This window comes from Burkholderia sp. APQ4-4ca, assembly GCF_057837105.1.
Genome location: NZ_JBYQCG010000222.1, coordinates 17,241 through 35,293, shown reverse-complemented (window position 1 = coordinate 35,293; position 18,053 = coordinate 17,241). Strand labels below are relative to the sequence as shown.

Below are 18,053 nucleotides of genomic sequence, written 5' to 3'. Positions count from 1 at the left end.
GAATAACTCATGTCAAATCCGGTTAATGTGGCGTTGCGACGTAATCGATTTGTTCGTGCCCGAATTAAATCGCCAATTGTTAACTCTTGTTAATTGACATTCGTGCGTCATGTTTAACCGCAGGAGACCGAAGACAACATATTCAGCGGTTGCGAAGGCGCACCCTGTTGCGGTGCGATGACCGTCCCGTCGGTGACCGTCATCGCGCAATTATGCAGGCCGATGATTATGCCGGATTTCTCCGACTTCGCCGGATCGAACGTCAGTTTCCAGCGTTGCAGTGCGGGATCGCGGAACAGCGCGACAATACCGAATGCCTGCGCCTCGCGCGACACTTTCTCGGTTGCCGTATAGCGCTGGCCCGGAATCAGCGTGATTTCGCGCACGTTCAGCAGATCGGCGCCGAGTGCGGCTTTTTCCTTGGTCGGATCGGTAAAGGCGTCGAACGGCGCCTGCTGGAACGAGGTCGGGTCCTTCAGCGCATAGAGCCGGACGACGAGCGCGAGCGGCTTGTGGTCGGTCGCGGCATTCAGGTTCGGCGCGGCGGCCAGCGTGAGCCCGATGTTGCGCGGCGGCTTCTGCGCGTCGGGCACCTCGGGCTTGCCGATGCCGGCCGCGGACATCACGGCGCTCGCGGCCGAGCCGAGCAGCGGGGCGGCCGCGCATCCGGCCAGAAGGGCGCACGCAAGCAGCGGCAGCGCGTAGCGAATCATGGACGATCTCATCGTTTTTCCGGCGTGCCGCCTTTATCCCTGTCAAAACTGCCGGGCATTGCCGCGTTCGCTGCGTATCCCCGACGTTGCATCGCTCAACTATCAAGCACGCCTGCGTCGTGGCAAGCGCCCGGAAATTTTTTCCGCCGCCCCGGCGGCGTGTCGTGGGACCAGTAAAACTTGCGCATTCCGGCCCGAGGGAAAACCGCTGCGAGCCCGCAACGATAGGCCATTCGAGGGGGTAGCGCCCGGTTTTAAAAGGAATTACTCTTCACACGACGATTGAATTATGAAAAATTGATCGGTACTATACCCGCGCGCTTCTTGCAAAGCAAAAGAACCAGATTCTCAACGATTTAAAACTCACGCGCCGGTGGATATAACGATGAAAGACCGTCTGTTCGCAAAACTGTCTGGGGTGGTGGTGGCTTGCGGCGTGATCGCCGGCTGTGCGAGCCAGCCGCCCGCGCCGCCGACTGCGGAAGTGTTCAACAAGTCGCTGGCCGATGCAGACGCCGTCGCGAAGGCGGGGGATCAGGACAAGGCGCTGGGCCTGTACCAGCAGCTCGCGAAGTCGGATCCGACGCGCGAGGAACCGTGGTCGCGCATCGCGCAAATCCAGTTCGCACAAAACCATTACGGGCAGGCGATCGTCGCCGCCCAGGAAGCGCTGCAGCGCGACGCGACCGATCGTCAGGCGAAGAGCGTGCTGGCCGTCGCCGGCCTGCGGATCGCGACGCAGTCGCTCGGCGAGCTGCGCCAGGATGCGTCGCTCGCGGGCGATGCGAAGTCCGACGCGCAGGCGCTCGCGAAGCAGCTGCGCGACACGCTCGGCGAGTCGGCGCTGTTCCCGCCGGAGCAGAGGGTGCAGGCGAAGAAGTACACCGGCCGCCGTCCGGTTCATCGTCCGAAGGCGGGGGCCGCACCGGCCGCGGACACGGCCGCGAGCGCCGCCCCGACGCCGACGCCGCCCGCCGCGCAAAAGGGCAGCGCGGATCCGTTCGGCGCACTGCGCAACTGAAACCGCAACTGACGCGATAACCACAACTAACCTGGGAGCCGTCGAGATGGCCAAGAAAGAAAGCATTCAGAAAAGCTTGCAGAAAATACGGCCGCCGCGCGTCCAGCTGACCTACGAGGTCGAGAAGGGCGATGCGATCGAGGTGAAGGAACTGCCGTTCGTCGTCGGGGTCGTCGGCGATCTGGCGGGCCAGTCCGAAATCGAGCAGCCGAAGCTGCGCGACCGCAAGTTCGTCAATATCGACCGCGACAATTTCGACGACGTGATGAAGGCGATCGAGCCGCGTGCCGCGTTCCAGGTGGAAAACCGCCTGAGTCCGGAAGGCGGCAAGTTCGCGGTCGACCTGAAGTTCCGGTCGCTGTCGGATTTCAGCCCGGACGAAGTCGTCGAACAGGTCGAGCCGCTGCGCCGCCTGCTCGAGGCGCGTTCGAAGCTCGCCGACCTGCGCAACAAGCTCGCCGGCAACGACAAGCTCGAGGATCTGCTGTCCGAGGTGCTGAAGAACACGCAGCAGCTGCAGGAGCTCGCGAAGGGCACCGGCGGCGACAAAGACGGCGAATGACGACGGAGTGTTGAGATGAACCAGCAAACGGCTGCGGCCCAAGCGAGCGGCGCGGAATACGCCGCCGGGACTTCGCTGCTCGACGACATCGTCGAGAAGAGCAAGGTCGCGAAATCCGATTCCGAGCATGCGCGTGCGAAGGACCTGATCGGCGAACTCGTGCACCAGGTGCTCGACGGCACGGTGATCGTGTCGGACAACCTGTCGGCCACGATCGATGCGCGCGTCGCGGAACTCGACCGCCTGATTTCCACGCAGCTTTCCGCCGTGATGCACGCGCCGGAATTCCAGCGCCTCGAAAGCACGTGGCGCGGGATGGACTATCTGGTCAAGGAAAGCAACACGGGCCAGACGATCAAGATCAAGGCGCTGCACGCGCCGAAGCGCGACCTCGTGCGCGACTTCAAGGGGGCGAGCGAGTTCGACCAGAGCGCGCTGTTCAAGAAGGTCTACGAAGAGGAATTCGGCACGTTCGGCGGCTCGCCGTTCGGTGCGCTGATCGGCGATTACGAGATCTCGCGCCAGCCGGAAGACATGTACTTCATCGAGCAGATGTCGCACGTCGCCGCGGCCGCGCATGCGCCGTTCATCGCGTCGGCGTCGCCGGAACTGCTCGGCCTCGAGTCGTTCTCCGACCTCGGCAAGCCGCGCGACCTCGGCAAGGTGTTCGACACCGTCGAATACGCGAAGTGGAAGTCGTTCCGCGACGCCGAGGATTCGCGCTACGTCGGCCTGACGCTGCCGCGCTTCCTCGGCCGCCTGCCGTTCAATCCGAAGGACGGCCAGACCGCGGAGAACTTCAACTTCGTCGAGGACGTCGACGGCACCGATCACGACAAGTATCTGTGGTGCAACGCGGCATGGGCCTTCGCGGCCCGCCTGACGGCCGCGTTCGACGACTTCGGCTGGTGCGCGGCGATTCGCGGCGTCGAAGGCGGCGGCCTCGTCGAGGATCTGCCGACCCACACGTTCAAGACCGACGACGGTGAAGTCGCGCTGAAGTGCCCGACCGAAATCGCGATCACCGATCGCCGCGAGAAGGAGCTGAGCGATCTCGGTTTCATCCCGCTCGTCCATTGCAAGAACTCAGATTACGCCGCGTTCTTCGCTGCGCAGTCGGTGCAGAAGCCGAAGAAATACAGCACCGACAGCGCGAATGCGAACGCCGTCCTGTCCGCCCAGCTTCAGTACATCTTCTCGGTATCGCGCGTCGCGCACTATCTGAAGGCGATGATGCGGGACAAGATCGGCAGCTTCGCATCGGCGCAGAACGTGGAGACTTTCCTCAACCGGTGGATTTCGCAGTACGTCCTGCTCGACGACAACGCCTCGCAGGAACAGAAAGCGCAATTTCCGCTGCGCGAGGCATCCATACAAGTGTCGGAGATTCCGGGCAAGCCGGGCTCGTATCGTTCGGTCGCGTTCCTGCGCCCGCACTTTCAGCTCGACGAACTCTCGATTTCTCTGCGACTTGTCGCTGATCTGCCCAAACCGGCAAATTCATAAGCGAGCAAATCGCCCGGGCGGGCCGCCTGGGTAGGACGTTAAAACCACCTCTTTGGGGAGTCGAAGGGCCATGTTACATATGCACTTGCAGTTTGGTAGTCCCGCGGTGAAGGGCGAATCCGCGGACAAGGACCACCAGGGCTGGATCGAACTGAAATCGTGGGATCACTCGATCGTTCAGCCGCGTTCGGCAACCGCATCGACCGCTGGCGGTCACACGATGACGCGTTGCGAGCACGGCGACATGATCTTCACGAAGGAAATCGATTCGTCGAGCCCGCTGCTGTACCAACACGCTTCGGGCGGCACCACGTTCGACGAAGTGACGGTCCATTTCTCGCGTGCGGACGGTGAAGGCAAGCGCGTGCAGTATCTGGAAGTCAAGCTCAAGTACGTGATCATCTCGAGCATCGCCCCGAGCGTTCGCGAGGAAGGTCTGCCCCTCGAAACGTTCTCGCTGAAGTACGCAGCCGTGCAGTGGAAGCAAACCCAGCAGAAGATCGGCGGCAACCAGGGCGGCAACACGCAAGGCGCCTGGAGCCTGACGAAGAACGACAAGACCTACGCGGTCTAAGGTCGGTTGCGGCAACGGGGCGCTTCGCGTCCCGTTGCCGTTTTCGCCGTCCACACCGGCCGATGAAACGATTCGAACCCAGTTTTCTCGACAAGCTGTTCGACGACGAACCGCACCTGCCGGCCTCGGCAGCGATGCGGCAATTGTCGCTGGACGAGCTCAAGACCACGGTCGCCCGCGACGTCGAGGCGATCCTCAACACCCGTATCGCCCACACCGAGAACGAGCTGGCCGCGCTGCCGGAATGCCAGAAGTCGGTGCTGACCTACGGGCTGAACGATTTCGCGGGGCTGAGCCTCGCGAGCCACTACGATCGCGCATTCATCTGCAAGTCGATCCAGCAGGCGATCGCGCGCCATGAGCCGCGCCTGCAGCAGGTGCAGGTGACGTTCGAGCTGAACGAGCAGGCCACCAACGCGCTCTACTTCGCGATCCAGGCACTGCTCGTCGTACATCCGGCCGAGGAGCCGGTGAGTTTCGACGCGATGCTGCAACCGTCGACGCTGCAGTACTCGGTCACGCGCGCACGCGCGGCCCGAATGCAGTAAATCAAGCCGCCGAGCGGGCCGGACCGCCCGGTGGTCAATCAGGTCCGGCAGGAAATATTGAGGTTCGGGGTCGTCGATGGAAGAATTGCTGCCGTATTACGAACGCGAATTATCGTTTTTGCGGCGCTATTCGCGCGATTTCGCCGAACGTTATCCGAAGATCGCCGCGCGTCTCGCGGTGTCGGGCGAGCACTGCGAGGATCCGCACGTCGAGCGGATGATCGAATCGTTCGCGCTGCTCGGCGCGCGCATCAACAAGAAGCTCGACGACGACTACCCGGAATTCACCGAAGCGCTGCTGGAAGTGCTGTATCCGCACTACCTGCGGCCGTTCCCGTCGTGCTCGATCGCGCAGTTCACGCCGGCTTCGCCCGGCCAGCAGACCGAGCCGGTCGTGATCGATCGCGGCACCGAGCTGAAGAGTCGTCCGATCCGCGGCGTGCAATGCCGGTTCCGCACCGCCTACGACGTGACGCTCGCGCCGATCCGCATCTCGGAGGCGCGCTATACGCCGGTCGCGCTCGCGCCTAGCGCGACGGTGCTGCCGTCGAACGCGACGGGCGTGATCTCGATCACGTTCGAATCGCTCGCCGCGCAACTCGATCTCGGCGCGCTGAAACTGTCGACGCTGCGCGCCCATCTGCACGGCGAGCAGTCGTTCGTCGCCGCGCTGACCGACTGCCTGTTCGTCAACGTGCTCGGCGCGTATGTCGAGCCCGAGCGCAACGGTCGCTGGACCGCGCTGCGCAAGCTGCCGATCGCGCAGGCCGGCTTCGCCGAGGACGACGCGCTGATCGACTACCCGGCCAAATCGCATCCCGCGTACCGGCTGCTCACCGAATACTTCGCGTTCCCCGACAAGTTCGATTTCGTCGACTTCGACCTCGCGGCGATCGCACGCGCATCGGGCCGCTGCCAGCGCGCGACGCTGCATCTCGTGCTGCAGGACGTGCGCAGCGATTCGCACGTCGCGCGGCTGCTGGAGCTGCTGACGGCGAGCCATTTCCGGCTGTTCTGCACGCCGATCGTCAATCTGTTCCGCCAGCACGGCGAGCCGATCCGCATCACGCACCGCGCGGTGTCATATCCGGTGATCGCCGAGGCGCGGCGCGCGTTCGCGTACGAGGTGTACTCGATCGACTCGGTGAAGCTCGTCCGGCAGCAGGCGCACGAGGAATCGGTGATCGAGTTCCGGCCGTTCTATTCGCTGCATCACGGCGAATCGGCGCGGATCGGCCATTACTGGTTCGCGCGCCGCAACGACTGGGTCGCGCAGAAGAGCCCCGGCTACGAAACCGAGATCTCGATCGTCGACATCGACTTCGAGCCGACGTCGCCGCAAACCGACACGCTGAGCCTCGACCTGACCTGCACGAACCGCGACCTGCCGGCGATGCTGGCGTTCGGCCTCGAAGGCGGGGACCTGTTCCAGGAAGGCGGGGCGCAGACGAGCGGCATCTCGATGCTGCGCCGCCCGACGCAGAGCGTGCGCTTCGAGCGCGGCCGCGCCGCGCACTGGCGGCTCGTGTCGCATCTCGCGCTCAACCACGTGTCGCTCGTCGCGCACGGCCTCGCGCCGCTGAAGGAAATGCTCACGCTGTACGACCTGCGACGCACGGCCGTGTCGATGCGCCAGATCGACGGCCTGGCCGGCGTCGAGCAGCGCGGCGCGGTGCAGTGGCTGCCCGGCAAGCCGTTCGCGACTTTCGTGCGCGGTATCGAGATCCGGCTGACGATCGACGAGGAACACTTCGTCGGCGCGAGCCTCGCGTCGTTCGTGCGCGTGCTCGACAGCTTCTTCGGGCTGTACGTCCATCTCAACAGTTTCATTCAATTGGTCGTCGTGTCGAAGCGCACCGGCGAGGAGATCATTCGATGCAAGCCCCGAACCGGCGAATCGATCCTGGCGTAGTCGACGCGCTGCTCGACGAGCCGCACCGCTTCGAGTTCTTCCAGGCGGTGCGCGTGCTCGAAGGGCTGTTCGCGCGGCAGGCGTCGGACGCGCCCGGCGCGTGGCGGCAGGGCGACGTGGTCGCGCAGCGCATCGCATTCCGCAACACGCTGTCGCTTGGTTTCCCGCCGAGCGAAATCGAGGGCGCGCGCTCGTTCGACGGCGACGGCGCGCCGCTGAACTCGGACGAACAGCGCGGCGCCGCGCTGGCTGCCGGCGAGCTCGGCCGCGTCGAGCTGACGCCCGCGTTCTTCGGGCTGCTCGGCGGCCAGGGTGCGCTGCCGCTGCACTACACCGAGCAAATCGTCGCGCGCGAGCATCTGAGGCGCGACCACGCGGCGCGCGCGTTCTTCGACGTGTTCTCGAACCGCGCGACCGCGCTGTTCTATGCGGCGTGGAAGAAATACCGGCTGCCGTTCCATTACGAACTCGACCGCGACGAGCGCTACCTGCCGCTGCTGCTCGCGATCGCGGGCGTGCCGAGCGACGAGGTGCGCGACAGTCTCGCGGCCGGCCCCGGCGGCGTGCTCGACGAAGCCGTGGCCGGCTACGCGCTCGCCGCGCGGCACCGGCCGATGTCGGCCGCCTACCTGCAGCGCACACTGTCCGATTACTTCCGCGTGCCGGTGAAGATCGACCAGTTCGTCGGCAAGTGGTACGACGTGCCGCCCGACCAGTTGAGCATGCTCGGCGAAGTCAACGCGGTGCTCGGTGCGACGGCGCTCGTCGGTGAGCGCGTGTGGCAGCGCGACATGCGCGCGCGGATCGTCGTCGGCCCGCTGTCCAAGCGCGACTACGAGGCGTTCCTGCCCGGCGGCGCGCACGCCATCGCGCTCGAGCGAATGCTGACGCTGCTCGCCGGCGTCACGCTCGAGTACGAGGTGAAGCTGGTGCTCGAGCGCACGGAAGTCGGCGCGAGCATGCTCGGCGCGGGTTCGCGGCTCGGCTGGGATGCGTTCCTGTGCACGCGCGACGCGGCCGAGGACCGCTCGGACGCCCGCTACGAGCTGCACGTGATTCACTGACCCTAACAACAACACGCAATCGAACCTGAGATCGACGCCATGAGCACGCCCCTGAAGACCCTGATCACGAAACTGAACCCGCTGTGCCGCCACGCAACCGAGCGGGCGGCGAGCGCGTGCCTGGCGCGCGGCCATTACGAGGTCGATCTGGAGCACCTGTTCCTCGCGTTGCTCGACGAAGCGACGGGCGACCTGCCGCTCGCGTTGCGCGCGAGCCGCGTCGATCCGCATGCGCTGCATGCCGATCTCGAGCGCGAACTCACGCGCCTGAAGACGGGCAACACGCGCACGCCGGTGTTCTCCGTGCATCTGATCGCGCTGTTCGAGCAGGCGTGGCTGATCGCGTCGCTCGATTCGCAGCTCGGCCGCATCCGTTCGGGGCACCTGCTGCTCGCGCTGCTGACCGCGCCGGATCTCGCGCAGTTCGCGCAACGGATGTCGTCGCGGTTCGCGGAAATGAACGTGACGGACCTGAAGCACAAGTTCGACGAAATCATGGCCGGCTCGAGCGAGGCCGAGCCGCGTCAGGCGGACGACGAGGGCAGCGACGCCGCGCCGGCCGCCGACGGCTTTGCACCCGCGGCCGGCCCGTCGAAGACGCCCGCGCTCGACACGTACACGACCAACCTCACGCAGCGCGCGCGCGACGGCAAGATCGATCCGGTGATCGGCCGCGAAGCGGAGATCCGCCAGGCGATCGACATCCTGATGCGCCGCCGCCAGAACAACCCGATCATGACCGGCGAGGCCGGCGTCGGCAAAACGGCGGTCGTCGAAGGGCTCGCGCTGCGGATCGCGGCCGACGACGTGCCGCCGCCGTTGCGCGGCGTGGCGTTGCACGTGCTCGACATGGGGCTGCTGCAGGCCGGCGCGAGCGTGAAGGGCGAATTCGAGAACCGGCTGAAGAGCGTGATCGACGAGGTGAAGAAGAGCGCGCACCCGATCATCCTGTTCATCGACGAGGCGCACACGATCATCGGCGCCGGCGGCCAGGCCGGCCAGAACGACGCGGCGAACCTGCTGAAGCCGGCGCTCGCGCGCGGCGAACTGCGCACGATCGCCGCGACGACGTGGAGCGAATACAAGAAGTACTTCGAGAAGGATGCGGCGCTCGCGCGGCGCTTCCAGGTCGTGAAGGTCGAGGAGCCGAGCGAGCCGCTGGCCGCCGCGATGCTGCGCGGGATGTCGGGCCTGATGGAGAAGCACTTCAACGTGCGGATTCTCGACGATGCGATCACCGAGGCCGTGCGCCTGTCGCACCGCTACATCAGCGGCCGCCAGTTGCCGGACAAGGCGATCAGCGTGCTCGACACCGCGTGCGCGAAGGTCGCGCTCGCGCACAGCGCGACGCCGGCGGCGATCGACGATACGAAGAAGCGCATCGAGCGCATCGATGCGGAAATCGCATCGCTGGAGCGCGAGGCGGCGGGCGGCGCGGTGCACGACGAGCGGCTCGGCGAGCTGCGCGGCGCGCGCGACACGGCGCTCGAACAACTGGCGAAGGACGAAGCGCGCTATGAAGCCGAGCGCGTGATCGTCGCCGAGATCACCGAACTGCGCGACGCGCTCGACCGCGCGCGCGGCCCGTCGGAAGACGGCCAGCCGGTCGACGTGCAGGCCACCCGCGACAAGCTCGCCGAACGCGTTGCCGCGCTGCACGCGCTGCAGGGCGGCGAGCCGATGGTGCCGCTGCAGGTCGACGGCCACGTCGTCGCCGAGATCGTCGCCGCGTGGACGGGCATTCCGCTCGGCCGGATGGTGAAGGACGAGATCGACACCGTGCTGAACCTGCAGCCGCTGCTGACCGCGCGCGTGATCGGCCAGGACCACGCGCTGGAGGCGATCGCGCAGCGCGTGCGCACCGCGACCGCGAACCTCGAGGATCCGAACAAGCCGCGCGGCGTGTTCATGTTCGTCGGGCCGTCGGGCGTCGGCAAGACCGAGACGGCGCTGGCGCTGGCCGACATCCTGTACGGCGGCGAGCGCAAGATGGTCACGATCAACATGAGCGAGTACCAGGAAGCGCACAGCGTGTCGGGCCTGAAGGGCTCGCCGCCGGGCTATGTCGGGTACGGCGAAGGCGGCGTGCTGACCGAGGCCGTGCGCCGCAACCCGTATTCCGTCGTGCTGCTCGACGAGGTCGAGAAGGCGCACCCGGACGTGCTCGAGATGTTCTTCCAGGTGTTCGACAAGGGCACGATGGACGATGCGGAAGGGCGCGAGATCGACTTCCGCAACACGCTGATCATCCTGACGTCGAACGTCGGCTCGGCCGCGGTGATGCAGGCGTGCCTGAACAAGCCGGCCGAGGAACTGCCCGATCCGGACGCGCTCGCCGAGACGCTGCGTCCGCAGCTGTACAAGACCTTCAAGCCGGCGTTCCTCGGCCGGATGAAGGTCGTGCCGTACTATCCGATTTCCGACGACGTGCTGGCCGAGATCATCGAGCTGAAGCTCGAGCGCATCCGCCGCCGGATCGACGCGAACCACAAGGCCGCGTTCGAGTGGGACGAGTCGCTCGTCGACGCGGTGCTCGCGCGCTGCACCGAGGTCGATTCGGGCGCCCGCAACGTCGACCACATCCTGAACGGCACGCTGCTGCCGGAGATCGCGGGCCACGTGCTCGGCCGGATCGCCGACGGCGCGGCGATCGCGCGCATCGCGGTGCGCGCGGACGAGGCCGGCGAATTCGCGTACACGGTCGAATGAGCGCCGCGCGCGACCTCTCATGCATCAACGGATTCACTGAACCATGCCGATCAATCTCCCCGAGCTGCTGACGCCGATCAGCGACGCGTCGCCCAGCGGCGACGACCTGCTGTTTTCGAACGAATTCGACGCGATCCAGGACGCGCGGCGCTACGACGACCCGACGCTCGACCAGGGCGAATGGGTGACCGAGATCAAGGAGGCCGACTGGGGCTTCGTCGTCGACCATGCGGGCGAACTGCTGCGCACGCGGACGAAGGACCTGCGGCTCGCCGTATGGCTGACCGAGGCGCTCGCGCTCGAGGACGGCATCACGGGCCTCACCGAAGGCTATGCGCTGCTCGAGGGGATGTGCCGCGACTTCTGGGACACCTTCCACCCGCTGCCCGAGGACGACGACGTCGAGCACCGGCTCGGCAACGTCGCGTGGCTGTCGGGCCGCACGGCCGAGCTGCTGCGCGCGGTGCCGCTGACGGACGGCGCATCGAATGCGTTCAGCACGCTCGACTGGGAAGTCGCGCAGCACGTCGCGCAGTCGATCAAGCGCGACCCTGAACATGCGGACGACATCGCGCGCGGCAAGCCGTCGATCGAGCAGATCGATGCGTCGCGGCGCGTGACGTCGATCGCGTTCTACACGGCGCTGCTGGCGAACCTGAAGGCGTTCGAATTCGCGCTCGATGCGTTCGAGGAGCGGCTCGTCGAGCGCGCGGGCGATTCGGCGCCGAGCTTCCGGCAGGCGCGCGACGCGTTCGAGACCGTATATCGGCTCGCCGAGCGCTTTGCGCGCGAACAGGGCTATACCGGCAGCGCGCCGCACACGCAGGCGGCGCCGCAGGCCCAGCCAGAACGCATCGAGCCGGTGTTCGGCCAGCCGATCCAGACCGAGGAGACTCACGTGCAGCAGCAGACCGCTTCGCGTCCGCCGGTGACGCAGATGATCGCCGGCATCCAGAACCGCGCGCAGGCCGTCGACCAGTTGCGTGCCGTGGCGCGCTATTTCCGTCAGACCGAGCCGCACAGCCCGGTCGCGTATCTCGCCGACAAGGCGGCCGAATGGGCAGACATGCCGCTGCACAAGTGGCTCGAGAGCGTCGTGAAGGACGACGGCTCGCTGTCGCACATTCGCGAGCTGCTGGGCGTGCGGCCCGACGAGCAGGCGTAAACGCAAGACGGGCGGCGCATCGCTGCCGCCGCCCGTCGTGTACCGTGCCGCGCCGCGTCGCCGTTGAGCGAGCGGCCGGCCGATTTCCCATTACACCCGTTACACCCGTTACTGCCCCACCCGGAACTCGATCCGCCGGTTCCTCGCCCTGCCATCCGCCGTGTCGTTCGGCGCGATCGGCTGATCCGGCCCGACCCCCGTCGTCGTCATCTGCTGCGGCGGAATGTTCTTCGTGATCAGATAACCCTTCACCGCATCCGCGCGCGCCTGGCTCAGCGCGATGTTCGACGTCCGGTTCCCCGAGTTGTCGGTGTGGCCGATGATGTCGACCGTGCGGTTCTGCATCTTCGCGAGCGCGACCGCCATCTGGTCGAGGATCTGCTTGCCCTGCGGCGTCAGCGTCGCGCTGCCGGTCTCGAACTCGATCGTCCGGTTCGCGAGCGTCTGGTCGAGCACGCCCTGTTCGGACGCCGACACGCGCAGCCCGTTCTTGATCGTGTACGTCGGGTTCAGCGTGTTCGCCATGTCGCTCGCGAGCTGCTGGCGCTGCGCCTCGTTGTGCACTTCGCCCTTCATCTCGATCTGCGTGCCGTTGATCTTCAACTGGCCCTTGCTGATCTGCTTGAGCTGCGCGCCGAGCAGCTTCTGCACGTTCGCGCTCCAGTTCGGCGGCGTCGCGACGTCGCCCACCTCGATCTGGTCGACGACGTTGGTCGCGCCGTAGGTGTCGCGCAGCTTCTGCAGCACCGCGGCCTTGGTCGCCTCGTCGGGCACCTTGCCGCCGACCACCACCTGGCCGGGCGTGGCGTTCGCGGGCGGTGGCGCGATCGTGCCGGCGGTGCCGTGCACCATCGTGCCCGACGCGCCGCCGGCGCTCGGGTTCGCCTGCGGCAGCGCGGTCGTCGCGACCGTACCGTTGCCGACCGGCGTGACGGTCGCGCCCGTGTTCTGCGCGAAGGCTGCGCCGCTCGCGACGAGGCCGGCTGCGAACAGCACGGCGAGGGCGGGCGAGACGGCGGACGACAAGCGCGCGCGCCGTACCTGAATCGTGCGATGCATGCCGTCAGCCTCCGATGAACGCTTCGCGGAACGCATCGATGGCGAAGCGCAGCGAGAGTTGCGGTTGGTCGAGGTAGCTGAGGAGCTTGCTGATCTGGTGATCGTTTTGCGCATGGGCGTCGATCCACTCGGGATCGTCGATGTCGATGTTGTGGGCGGCGTAGGTTTGCGGGTCGACGACGCTCAGCAGCGTCTTCGCCGACGCGCCGTTGAAGCCGATGACGAGCCGTTCGCGTTCGGCGATCGTGCCGATGAAGATCGCGAGCTCGAAGTCGGCCTGCGCGACGAACGGCGCGATCAGCTCGAGCCAGAACGCCGCGACGAGGCTGCGGTAGAACGGATCGACCGGCAGCGGCAGCGTGAGGCCGCGTTCGATGTGCGACGAGCCGCTCTGCATCACCGGCCGCAGCAGCGAGCCGAGCGCGAGCATCGCGCCGCGCAGCCGCACCGGATGACCGCTTTCGAGCAGCATCTCCTGCAGGCCGTGCAGCGACTGGTGTTCGACGAAATCGTTGAAGGTGCCGTCATGCGACGTGCCGGGGCCGCCGACGTCGATCGGCACCTGCGTGTCGCCGAGCGCCTGCAGCGCGCCGGGCGGCTCGTCCTTGCCGAGCAGCGGCGGGATCTGCGCGGCGACCCGCGACCACAGCCGCGCGAACGCGAGCGGGCTGCGCGCGAGGAATGCGAGCGGCCGGTCGACTTCCAGCGCGGTGGCGCCGAGGAACGGGAAGCGGCGCATCGACACGTCGTGGCTCGCGACCATGTGGCCCGCGATCGCGAGCTTGCTGCGCGAACCGAGGAACGCGAAATGCATCGGCTTCGCGTCCTCGTAGACGATCTTCCAGCGCGGATCTTCCGCGAGCAGTTCGAGCGCCTGCGCGATCCAGCGATCGAGCGTCTGCAGCAGCTGCGGATTGTGCGCGCTTTTCACGAAGTCGCCGCGCGACGGAATCTTGCCGAAGTAGGCGATTTGCGCCTGTACGGTTTGCGTCATTGCGCCCTCTGTGCATTCGTTGCGTTGGCGGCCGCGACGGCCGGCGCGGCGCCCGGCGTGCCGGTGCCGGCTTGCGTCGCGTTCTGCGCGGCGCCCGCGCTCGCGTCGGCGACCGACGACGGCAGTTGCAGGCCGCGCAGGCTTTGCTGCTGCGGCTGGTCGCCGCCACCGGCCGACGGTTGCGACGTGCTGATGATGCGCATCGTCACCGACACGCTCACGCTGCCCTGTGCCCACGTCAGGTCGAAGGTGCCGTCCGGACGGCGCTTGCGCTGCGCCGAGTTGATCAGCTTCTCGAGACCGTAGCGGCCCGGCTCGTTGACGAGCTGCACCGTGCGGCCGTCGAAGGTCGTCGCGGACAGCGTCGCGCCCGGCGAGCCCTGCGGGTTCGGCCACACGAAGTTGGTCCACTGCGGCGGCGTGTTGCGGTAGCGCAGTTGCTGGCCGTCGATCGCGATCGTGTATTCCGTCGTGCCCGTGCTCGGTTGCGGCAGGATCTGGAACACGGTCTGCGGCTCGGACGACGCGCCCGCGCTGCCGGCGGCGCCGCCCGCGAGCGGCGCGACCCAGCGTGCGAAGCCGTTCGTGAAGTCCGGCGTGAGCCCGATGCCCATGTCGCCCCACGTGCGGGCGGCGAGCGTGTCGCCGCGGCGCACCGCGAGCGGCCCGAGCGTCGTGCCGACGAACTTCGCGATCGAGCCGTCCGGACCGAACACCTGCGCGATCTCGCCGGCGCCGGCCTCGACCTTCGCGTTCGCGGCGAACGGGTACTTGGTCGCGAGCGAGTTCTGGAACGGCTGGTAGACCTGCGCGTTCCACACCTTGTTGACTTCGGCGCTGGCCGGCTGGATCACGACCGCGAACGCCTGCATCAGCGGCCGCACCAGCAGCGGGCGCAGCGACTTGCGTTGCGAATCGGTCAGGCCGGTCAGCATCTGCTCGTCGACGAGCTTCAGCGAATCGGCGAGTTCCGAACCGTTGCCGTCGAGCGTCTGCTGCATCAGCTGGCGCGCGCCCGGCCCCGGGTCGCCCTGGTTCTTGATCACGTTGAAGCGCGTGCGGACCTTCGACAGCGATTCCATGTAGCTCTTCAGCATCGACGTGCCGTCATGCGTCGCGACGATCCGCGCGAGCCCGACGAACTCCTGGCCGATCGGACCCATCGGCACCTCGGCCGGATTGCCGTTGATGTCGATGTTGGCCGCCGCCATCTGGCCGGCCTGCGAGCGCGTGAACAGTTGCTTGACCCAGTTCACGACGCCCGTCTGCGCCTTCTTGATCGTCACGTTCGCGAGCGACGGGTTGTCCCACGACGTCTGGTCGTACGCGGTCTCGAGGATCTTGCGGATCGGCGAATCCTGCGGGTCGCCCAAGCGGTTCATCCCGTCGACGGCCTGGCCGAAGCTCGTGAAGCCTTGCACCGCGATGCCCTGCATGAACTTCTGCCAGTGCTGCGCGTACTCGGTCTTGTACATGCCGACGAGCGTCTTCTGGATCTGCTCGGGGCTGCCCTCGAGCGTCAGGTCGTCCTGCGTCGACGTGTTGAGCACCCAGTCCTTCGCCTGCAGCTCCTTGGTCGCCGCATCGCGGATCGCCGGCTGCACGTAGTCGAACCACGCTTCGCGCGTGAACGTGCCCGGAATCGCGTAGCTGCCTGCCACGAGCCCCTGGTTGCCGTCGCCGACGATGCGCGCGATGGTCATCGGCGCGAAGCGGGTCGACGCACGGGCCTTGATTTCCTCGTACACGCGCTGGCGGGCCGGCATGCCGCGCACCACGCGGCGCAGGTTCTCGCGGGTCTGGTCGACGAGCGCGAGGTTCGCGTCGATCATCGGCCAGTCGTCGTCGTTCACGCGCGACAGGTAGAACGAGATCATGCGCTCGGCGCTGCGGATCATCTCGTCGCGCGGCATGTTGCCGCGATTCGTCTCGAGCCAGCCGCGCCAGAAGCGGGCGAGCTGGTCGGTCAGGTGCGCCTGTTCGACGTGACGCTTGTCGGACAGCATCAGGTAGGTCTTCAGCGCGTTGTACGCGTCCTGCACGTTGGTCGGCGACGCGTCGCTGTAGAGGCCGCCCTGCGGCGCGGCGGGCTGCGGCGGGGCGGCGGCCGGCGCGGCGCCCGACGCGGCCAGCGCGGCGCCGGCCTGCGGGGCAGCGCCCGTCGCGTTCGTCGACACCGGCAGCGTGCCGCCCTGCACGGCGCCCGATTCCGGCGGGCGCGTCATCGGCACCAACTGCTCGGGATGCGCGTTCACGTCCTTCATGAACGACGCGAGGTTCTGCGACACGGGGGCCAGCAGGATCTGGCGCACGCCGTTGTAGTACTCGGTCAGCAGGTGCTGCTCGAGACGGTCGCCCTGGTACAGGCCGAGCGATACCGACAGCGGCTTGTCGCGGCGGAACTGTTCGAGCTGCTCGATCCGGTCTTCCAGGATGTCCATCGCCTGCAGGCGCGACTGCAGGTCGTTGCGGCCCTGCTGCAGGCGCGTGACGTTGTCGAGGTCGGCCTGCACGTTCGACACGAGCTGCTGGTTGCCGATCGTCGACCAGGTCCAGCCGCCCAGCGCGAGCGCGAGCGCCGCGACGAAGCCGAAGAAGGTCGCGTAGCGCAGCCGCGTCTTGGTCGGGCTCGCGAACTGGCGCACCGTCTGGCGGTCGGCGAAGATCACCTTCGAGAACAGGTCGCGCAGGAAGAAGCCGTTCTTCGAGAACGCGCTGTGCGGTTTCGGCAGCGCGCTCCCGTCGAGGCCGAAACGTTGCGCGATGCGCTGCGCGGCCGCGCTGTTGGTTTCGCCTTCCTGCAGCGCGCTGGTGAAGTAGAAGCCGCGGAAGATCGGCTTGTACTGGAACGGGTTGTTCTCGAACAGCGTCGCGAGGAACGCGCGCAGCGACGGCTTGATCGTCGAGAATTCGAGCGGGAAGCTGAGCTGGCCCGGCGACAGCTGGTTGCCGCGCGACAGCGACAGCTGCGCGACGCTGATTTCCTTCAGCCCTTCGTAGAGTTCCTCGAAGTGCGTGTCGAACTGCGCGACCACGTCGCGCTTGTCGTCGGGCTCGTAGGGCAGGGTGGCGCCCCACACGCGGTCGTACTCGTGCTTGTCGCTGCTGCTGAAGAATTCGGTGAAGCCGGTGATCAGGTCGGCCTTGGTGAACATCACGTAGACCGGCGCGAACACTTCGAGCTTTTCCGTCAGCTCCTGAACGCGCTGACGGAGGTTCTTCGCGAGGTTGATCGCGAATTCGGGGCGGTTGCCGGTGAGTTCGGCGATGCTGGCCGTGACGATGATGCCGTTGATCGGCGCCTTCGGGCGGTAGCGCTTGAGCAGGCCGAGGAAGCCGAGCCACTCGCTGCGGTCTTCCTCGTGCACCGAATAGCGGCCGGCCGTGTCGAGCAGGATCCCTTCGGTCGTGAAGAACCAGTCGCAGTTACGCGTGCCGCCGATGCCGTGGATCACGGCGCTGTTCTTGTCCGCGAACGGGAATTGCAGGCCGGAATTGAGCACGGCGCTGCTCTTGCCCGCGGCCGGGTTGCCGATCACGATATACCACGGCAGTTCGTACAGCGCGGAGCCGCCCGACACCTGGCCGATCTTCGACGTCTTGATCGTCTTCACCGCGTCCGACAGGCGCGTGCGCAGCACGTCGAGGTCGGCCGTCTTCGCGTCCGGCGCGAGCGCGGCGGCGGCCGGTGCGGCGATCTTGCCGGTTTCCGCCTGCTCTTCCAGCACCTGGCCGAGCTGCTGGTTCGCACGCTTCACGCGCCAGCGGCGCCACAGCGCGACGACGAGCCATAGCGCGAGGACCGCCGCGAACGCGATGGCCGCCCACAGGAGCGGCAGCTGCAGCATGTCGGCGACGATGAACAGAATGGCCGCTAGCGCGACGATCCCGACGATCGAGAGCGTACGCGGATGAGTCAGCACGTTGAGGATGCGTTGCATAGGACGTTCAGGTTCCGGTGCGATTCGATGAGGCGACGCAGGCGCGTCGAGCGGCAAGGGTGGCGCCGCGATGTGTCGCCATGCTGTCAAACGGGATGAAGGAGGCCGGCATCAACGCGCTCGCGGCATCGGAGAAGGCGCGCGCATTAACGAAAGGACGCTGTGAGATTTAAAACGGAAGCGGCGGCCGGAAAAAATCGCGCACCGGAATGCCCGATTGTTTGCGCCGCCCAAATCGTTTCCTGCCGGGTGATTAAAAAGCCCCATGCCGCCCTCATTATTTCT

The 18,053-nt window shown here is 66.7% G+C and carries 13 protein-coding genes; 9 read left to right on the top strand and 4 right to left on the bottom strand.

The genetic code is table 11. The features are described from left to right. Nucleotides 1-113 precede the first annotated feature (113 nt). On the bottom strand, nucleotides 114-725 hold the full coding sequence (gene tssJ, locus AC3IFE_RS24850) for a type VI secretion system lipoprotein TssJ (protein ID WP_089466527.1): 612 nt from the start codon (nucleotides 723-725) through the stop codon (nucleotides 114-116). A gap of 373 nt (nucleotides 726-1,098) precedes the next feature. Here tssJ and AC3IFE_RS24845 point away from each other — a divergent pair, with 373 nt between their 5' ends. The 9 genes from AC3IFE_RS24845 (at nucleotide 1,099) to tssA (ending at nucleotide 11,774) form a co-directional block, all read left to right on the top strand. Next, entirely contained in the window at nucleotides 1,099-1,734 is a 636-nt protein-coding gene (locus AC3IFE_RS24845; protein WP_489192637.1) for a tetratricopeptide repeat protein, read from the top strand. Between the two features lie 46 nt (nucleotides 1,735-1,780). Then, nucleotides 1,781-2,296, top strand: a complete 516-nt coding sequence (tssB, locus tag AC3IFE_RS24840) for a type VI secretion system contractile sheath small subunit (RefSeq protein ID WP_006484395.1) — start codon at nucleotides 1,781-1,783, stop codon at nucleotides 2,294-2,296. Nucleotides 2,297-2,311: 15 nt separating this feature from the next. Next, on the top strand, nucleotides 2,312-3,802 hold the full coding sequence (gene tssC / locus AC3IFE_RS24835) for a type VI secretion system contractile sheath large subunit (protein WP_006477094.1): 1,491 nt from the start codon (nucleotides 2,312-2,314) through the stop codon (nucleotides 3,800-3,802). Between the two features lie 70 nt (nucleotides 3,803-3,872). Further along, nucleotides 3,873-4,376: an Hcp family type VI secretion system effector gene (locus tag AC3IFE_RS24830; RefSeq protein WP_006477093.1), complete on the top strand. Its 504-nt coding sequence runs from the start codon at nucleotides 3,873-3,875 to the stop codon at nucleotides 4,374-4,376. 62 nt (nucleotides 4,377-4,438) lie between these two features. Beyond that, nucleotides 4,439-4,924 (top strand): type VI secretion system baseplate subunit TssE, encoded by a 486-nt coding sequence (tssE, locus tag AC3IFE_RS24825; RefSeq protein WP_089466529.1) that lies wholly within the window; start codon nucleotides 4,439-4,441, stop codon nucleotides 4,922-4,924. Between the two features lie 76 nt (nucleotides 4,925-5,000). After that, on the top strand, nucleotides 5,001-6,836 hold the full coding sequence (gene tssF / locus AC3IFE_RS24820) for a type VI secretion system baseplate subunit TssF (RefSeq protein ID WP_089466530.1): 1,836 nt from the start codon (nucleotides 5,001-5,003) through the stop codon (nucleotides 6,834-6,836). Next, entirely contained in the window at nucleotides 6,800-7,900 is a 1,101-nt protein-coding gene (tssG, locus tag AC3IFE_RS24815; protein WP_489192632.1) for a type VI secretion system baseplate subunit TssG, read from the top strand. Before tssF ends, tssG begins: the two co-directional genes overlap by 37 nt. Before the next feature lie 39 nt (nucleotides 7,901-7,939). Beyond that, nucleotides 7,940-10,609: a type VI secretion system ATPase TssH gene (gene tssH / locus AC3IFE_RS24810; RefSeq protein ID WP_301738961.1), complete on the top strand. Its 2,670-nt coding sequence runs from the start codon at nucleotides 7,940-7,942 to the stop codon at nucleotides 10,607-10,609. Nucleotides 10,610-10,652: 43 nt separating this feature from the next. Further along, nucleotides 10,653-11,774, top strand: a complete 1,122-nt coding sequence (gene tssA / locus AC3IFE_RS24805; RefSeq protein WP_089466533.1) for a type VI secretion system protein TssA — start codon at nucleotides 10,653-10,655, stop codon at nucleotides 11,772-11,774. A 108-nt stretch (nucleotides 11,775-11,882) separates the two neighbouring features. On the opposite strand, the gene AC3IFE_RS24800 is transcribed toward tssA, so the two are convergent. The 3 genes from AC3IFE_RS24800 to tssM are packed head-to-tail and all read right to left on the bottom strand — an operon-like array spanning nucleotide 11,883 to nucleotide 17,768. Continuing rightward, a complete protein-coding gene (locus AC3IFE_RS24800) occupies nucleotides 11,883-12,833 on the bottom strand; it encodes an OmpA family protein (protein WP_489192629.1) in 951 nt (316 codons plus the stop codon). Nucleotides 12,834-12,837: 4 nt separating this feature from the next. Further along, a complete protein-coding gene (gene tagF, locus AC3IFE_RS24795) occupies nucleotides 12,838-13,827 on the bottom strand; it encodes a type VI secretion system-associated protein TagF (RefSeq protein WP_089466535.1) in 990 nt (329 codons plus the stop codon). Then, nucleotides 13,824-17,768 (bottom strand): type VI secretion system membrane subunit TssM, encoded by a 3,945-nt coding sequence (gene tssM / locus AC3IFE_RS24790; RefSeq protein ID WP_489192626.1) that lies wholly within the window; start codon nucleotides 17,766-17,768, stop codon nucleotides 13,824-13,826. The genes tagF and tssM overlap by 4 nt, the downstream gene beginning before the upstream one ends. Nucleotides 17,769-18,053 lie beyond the last annotated feature (285 nt).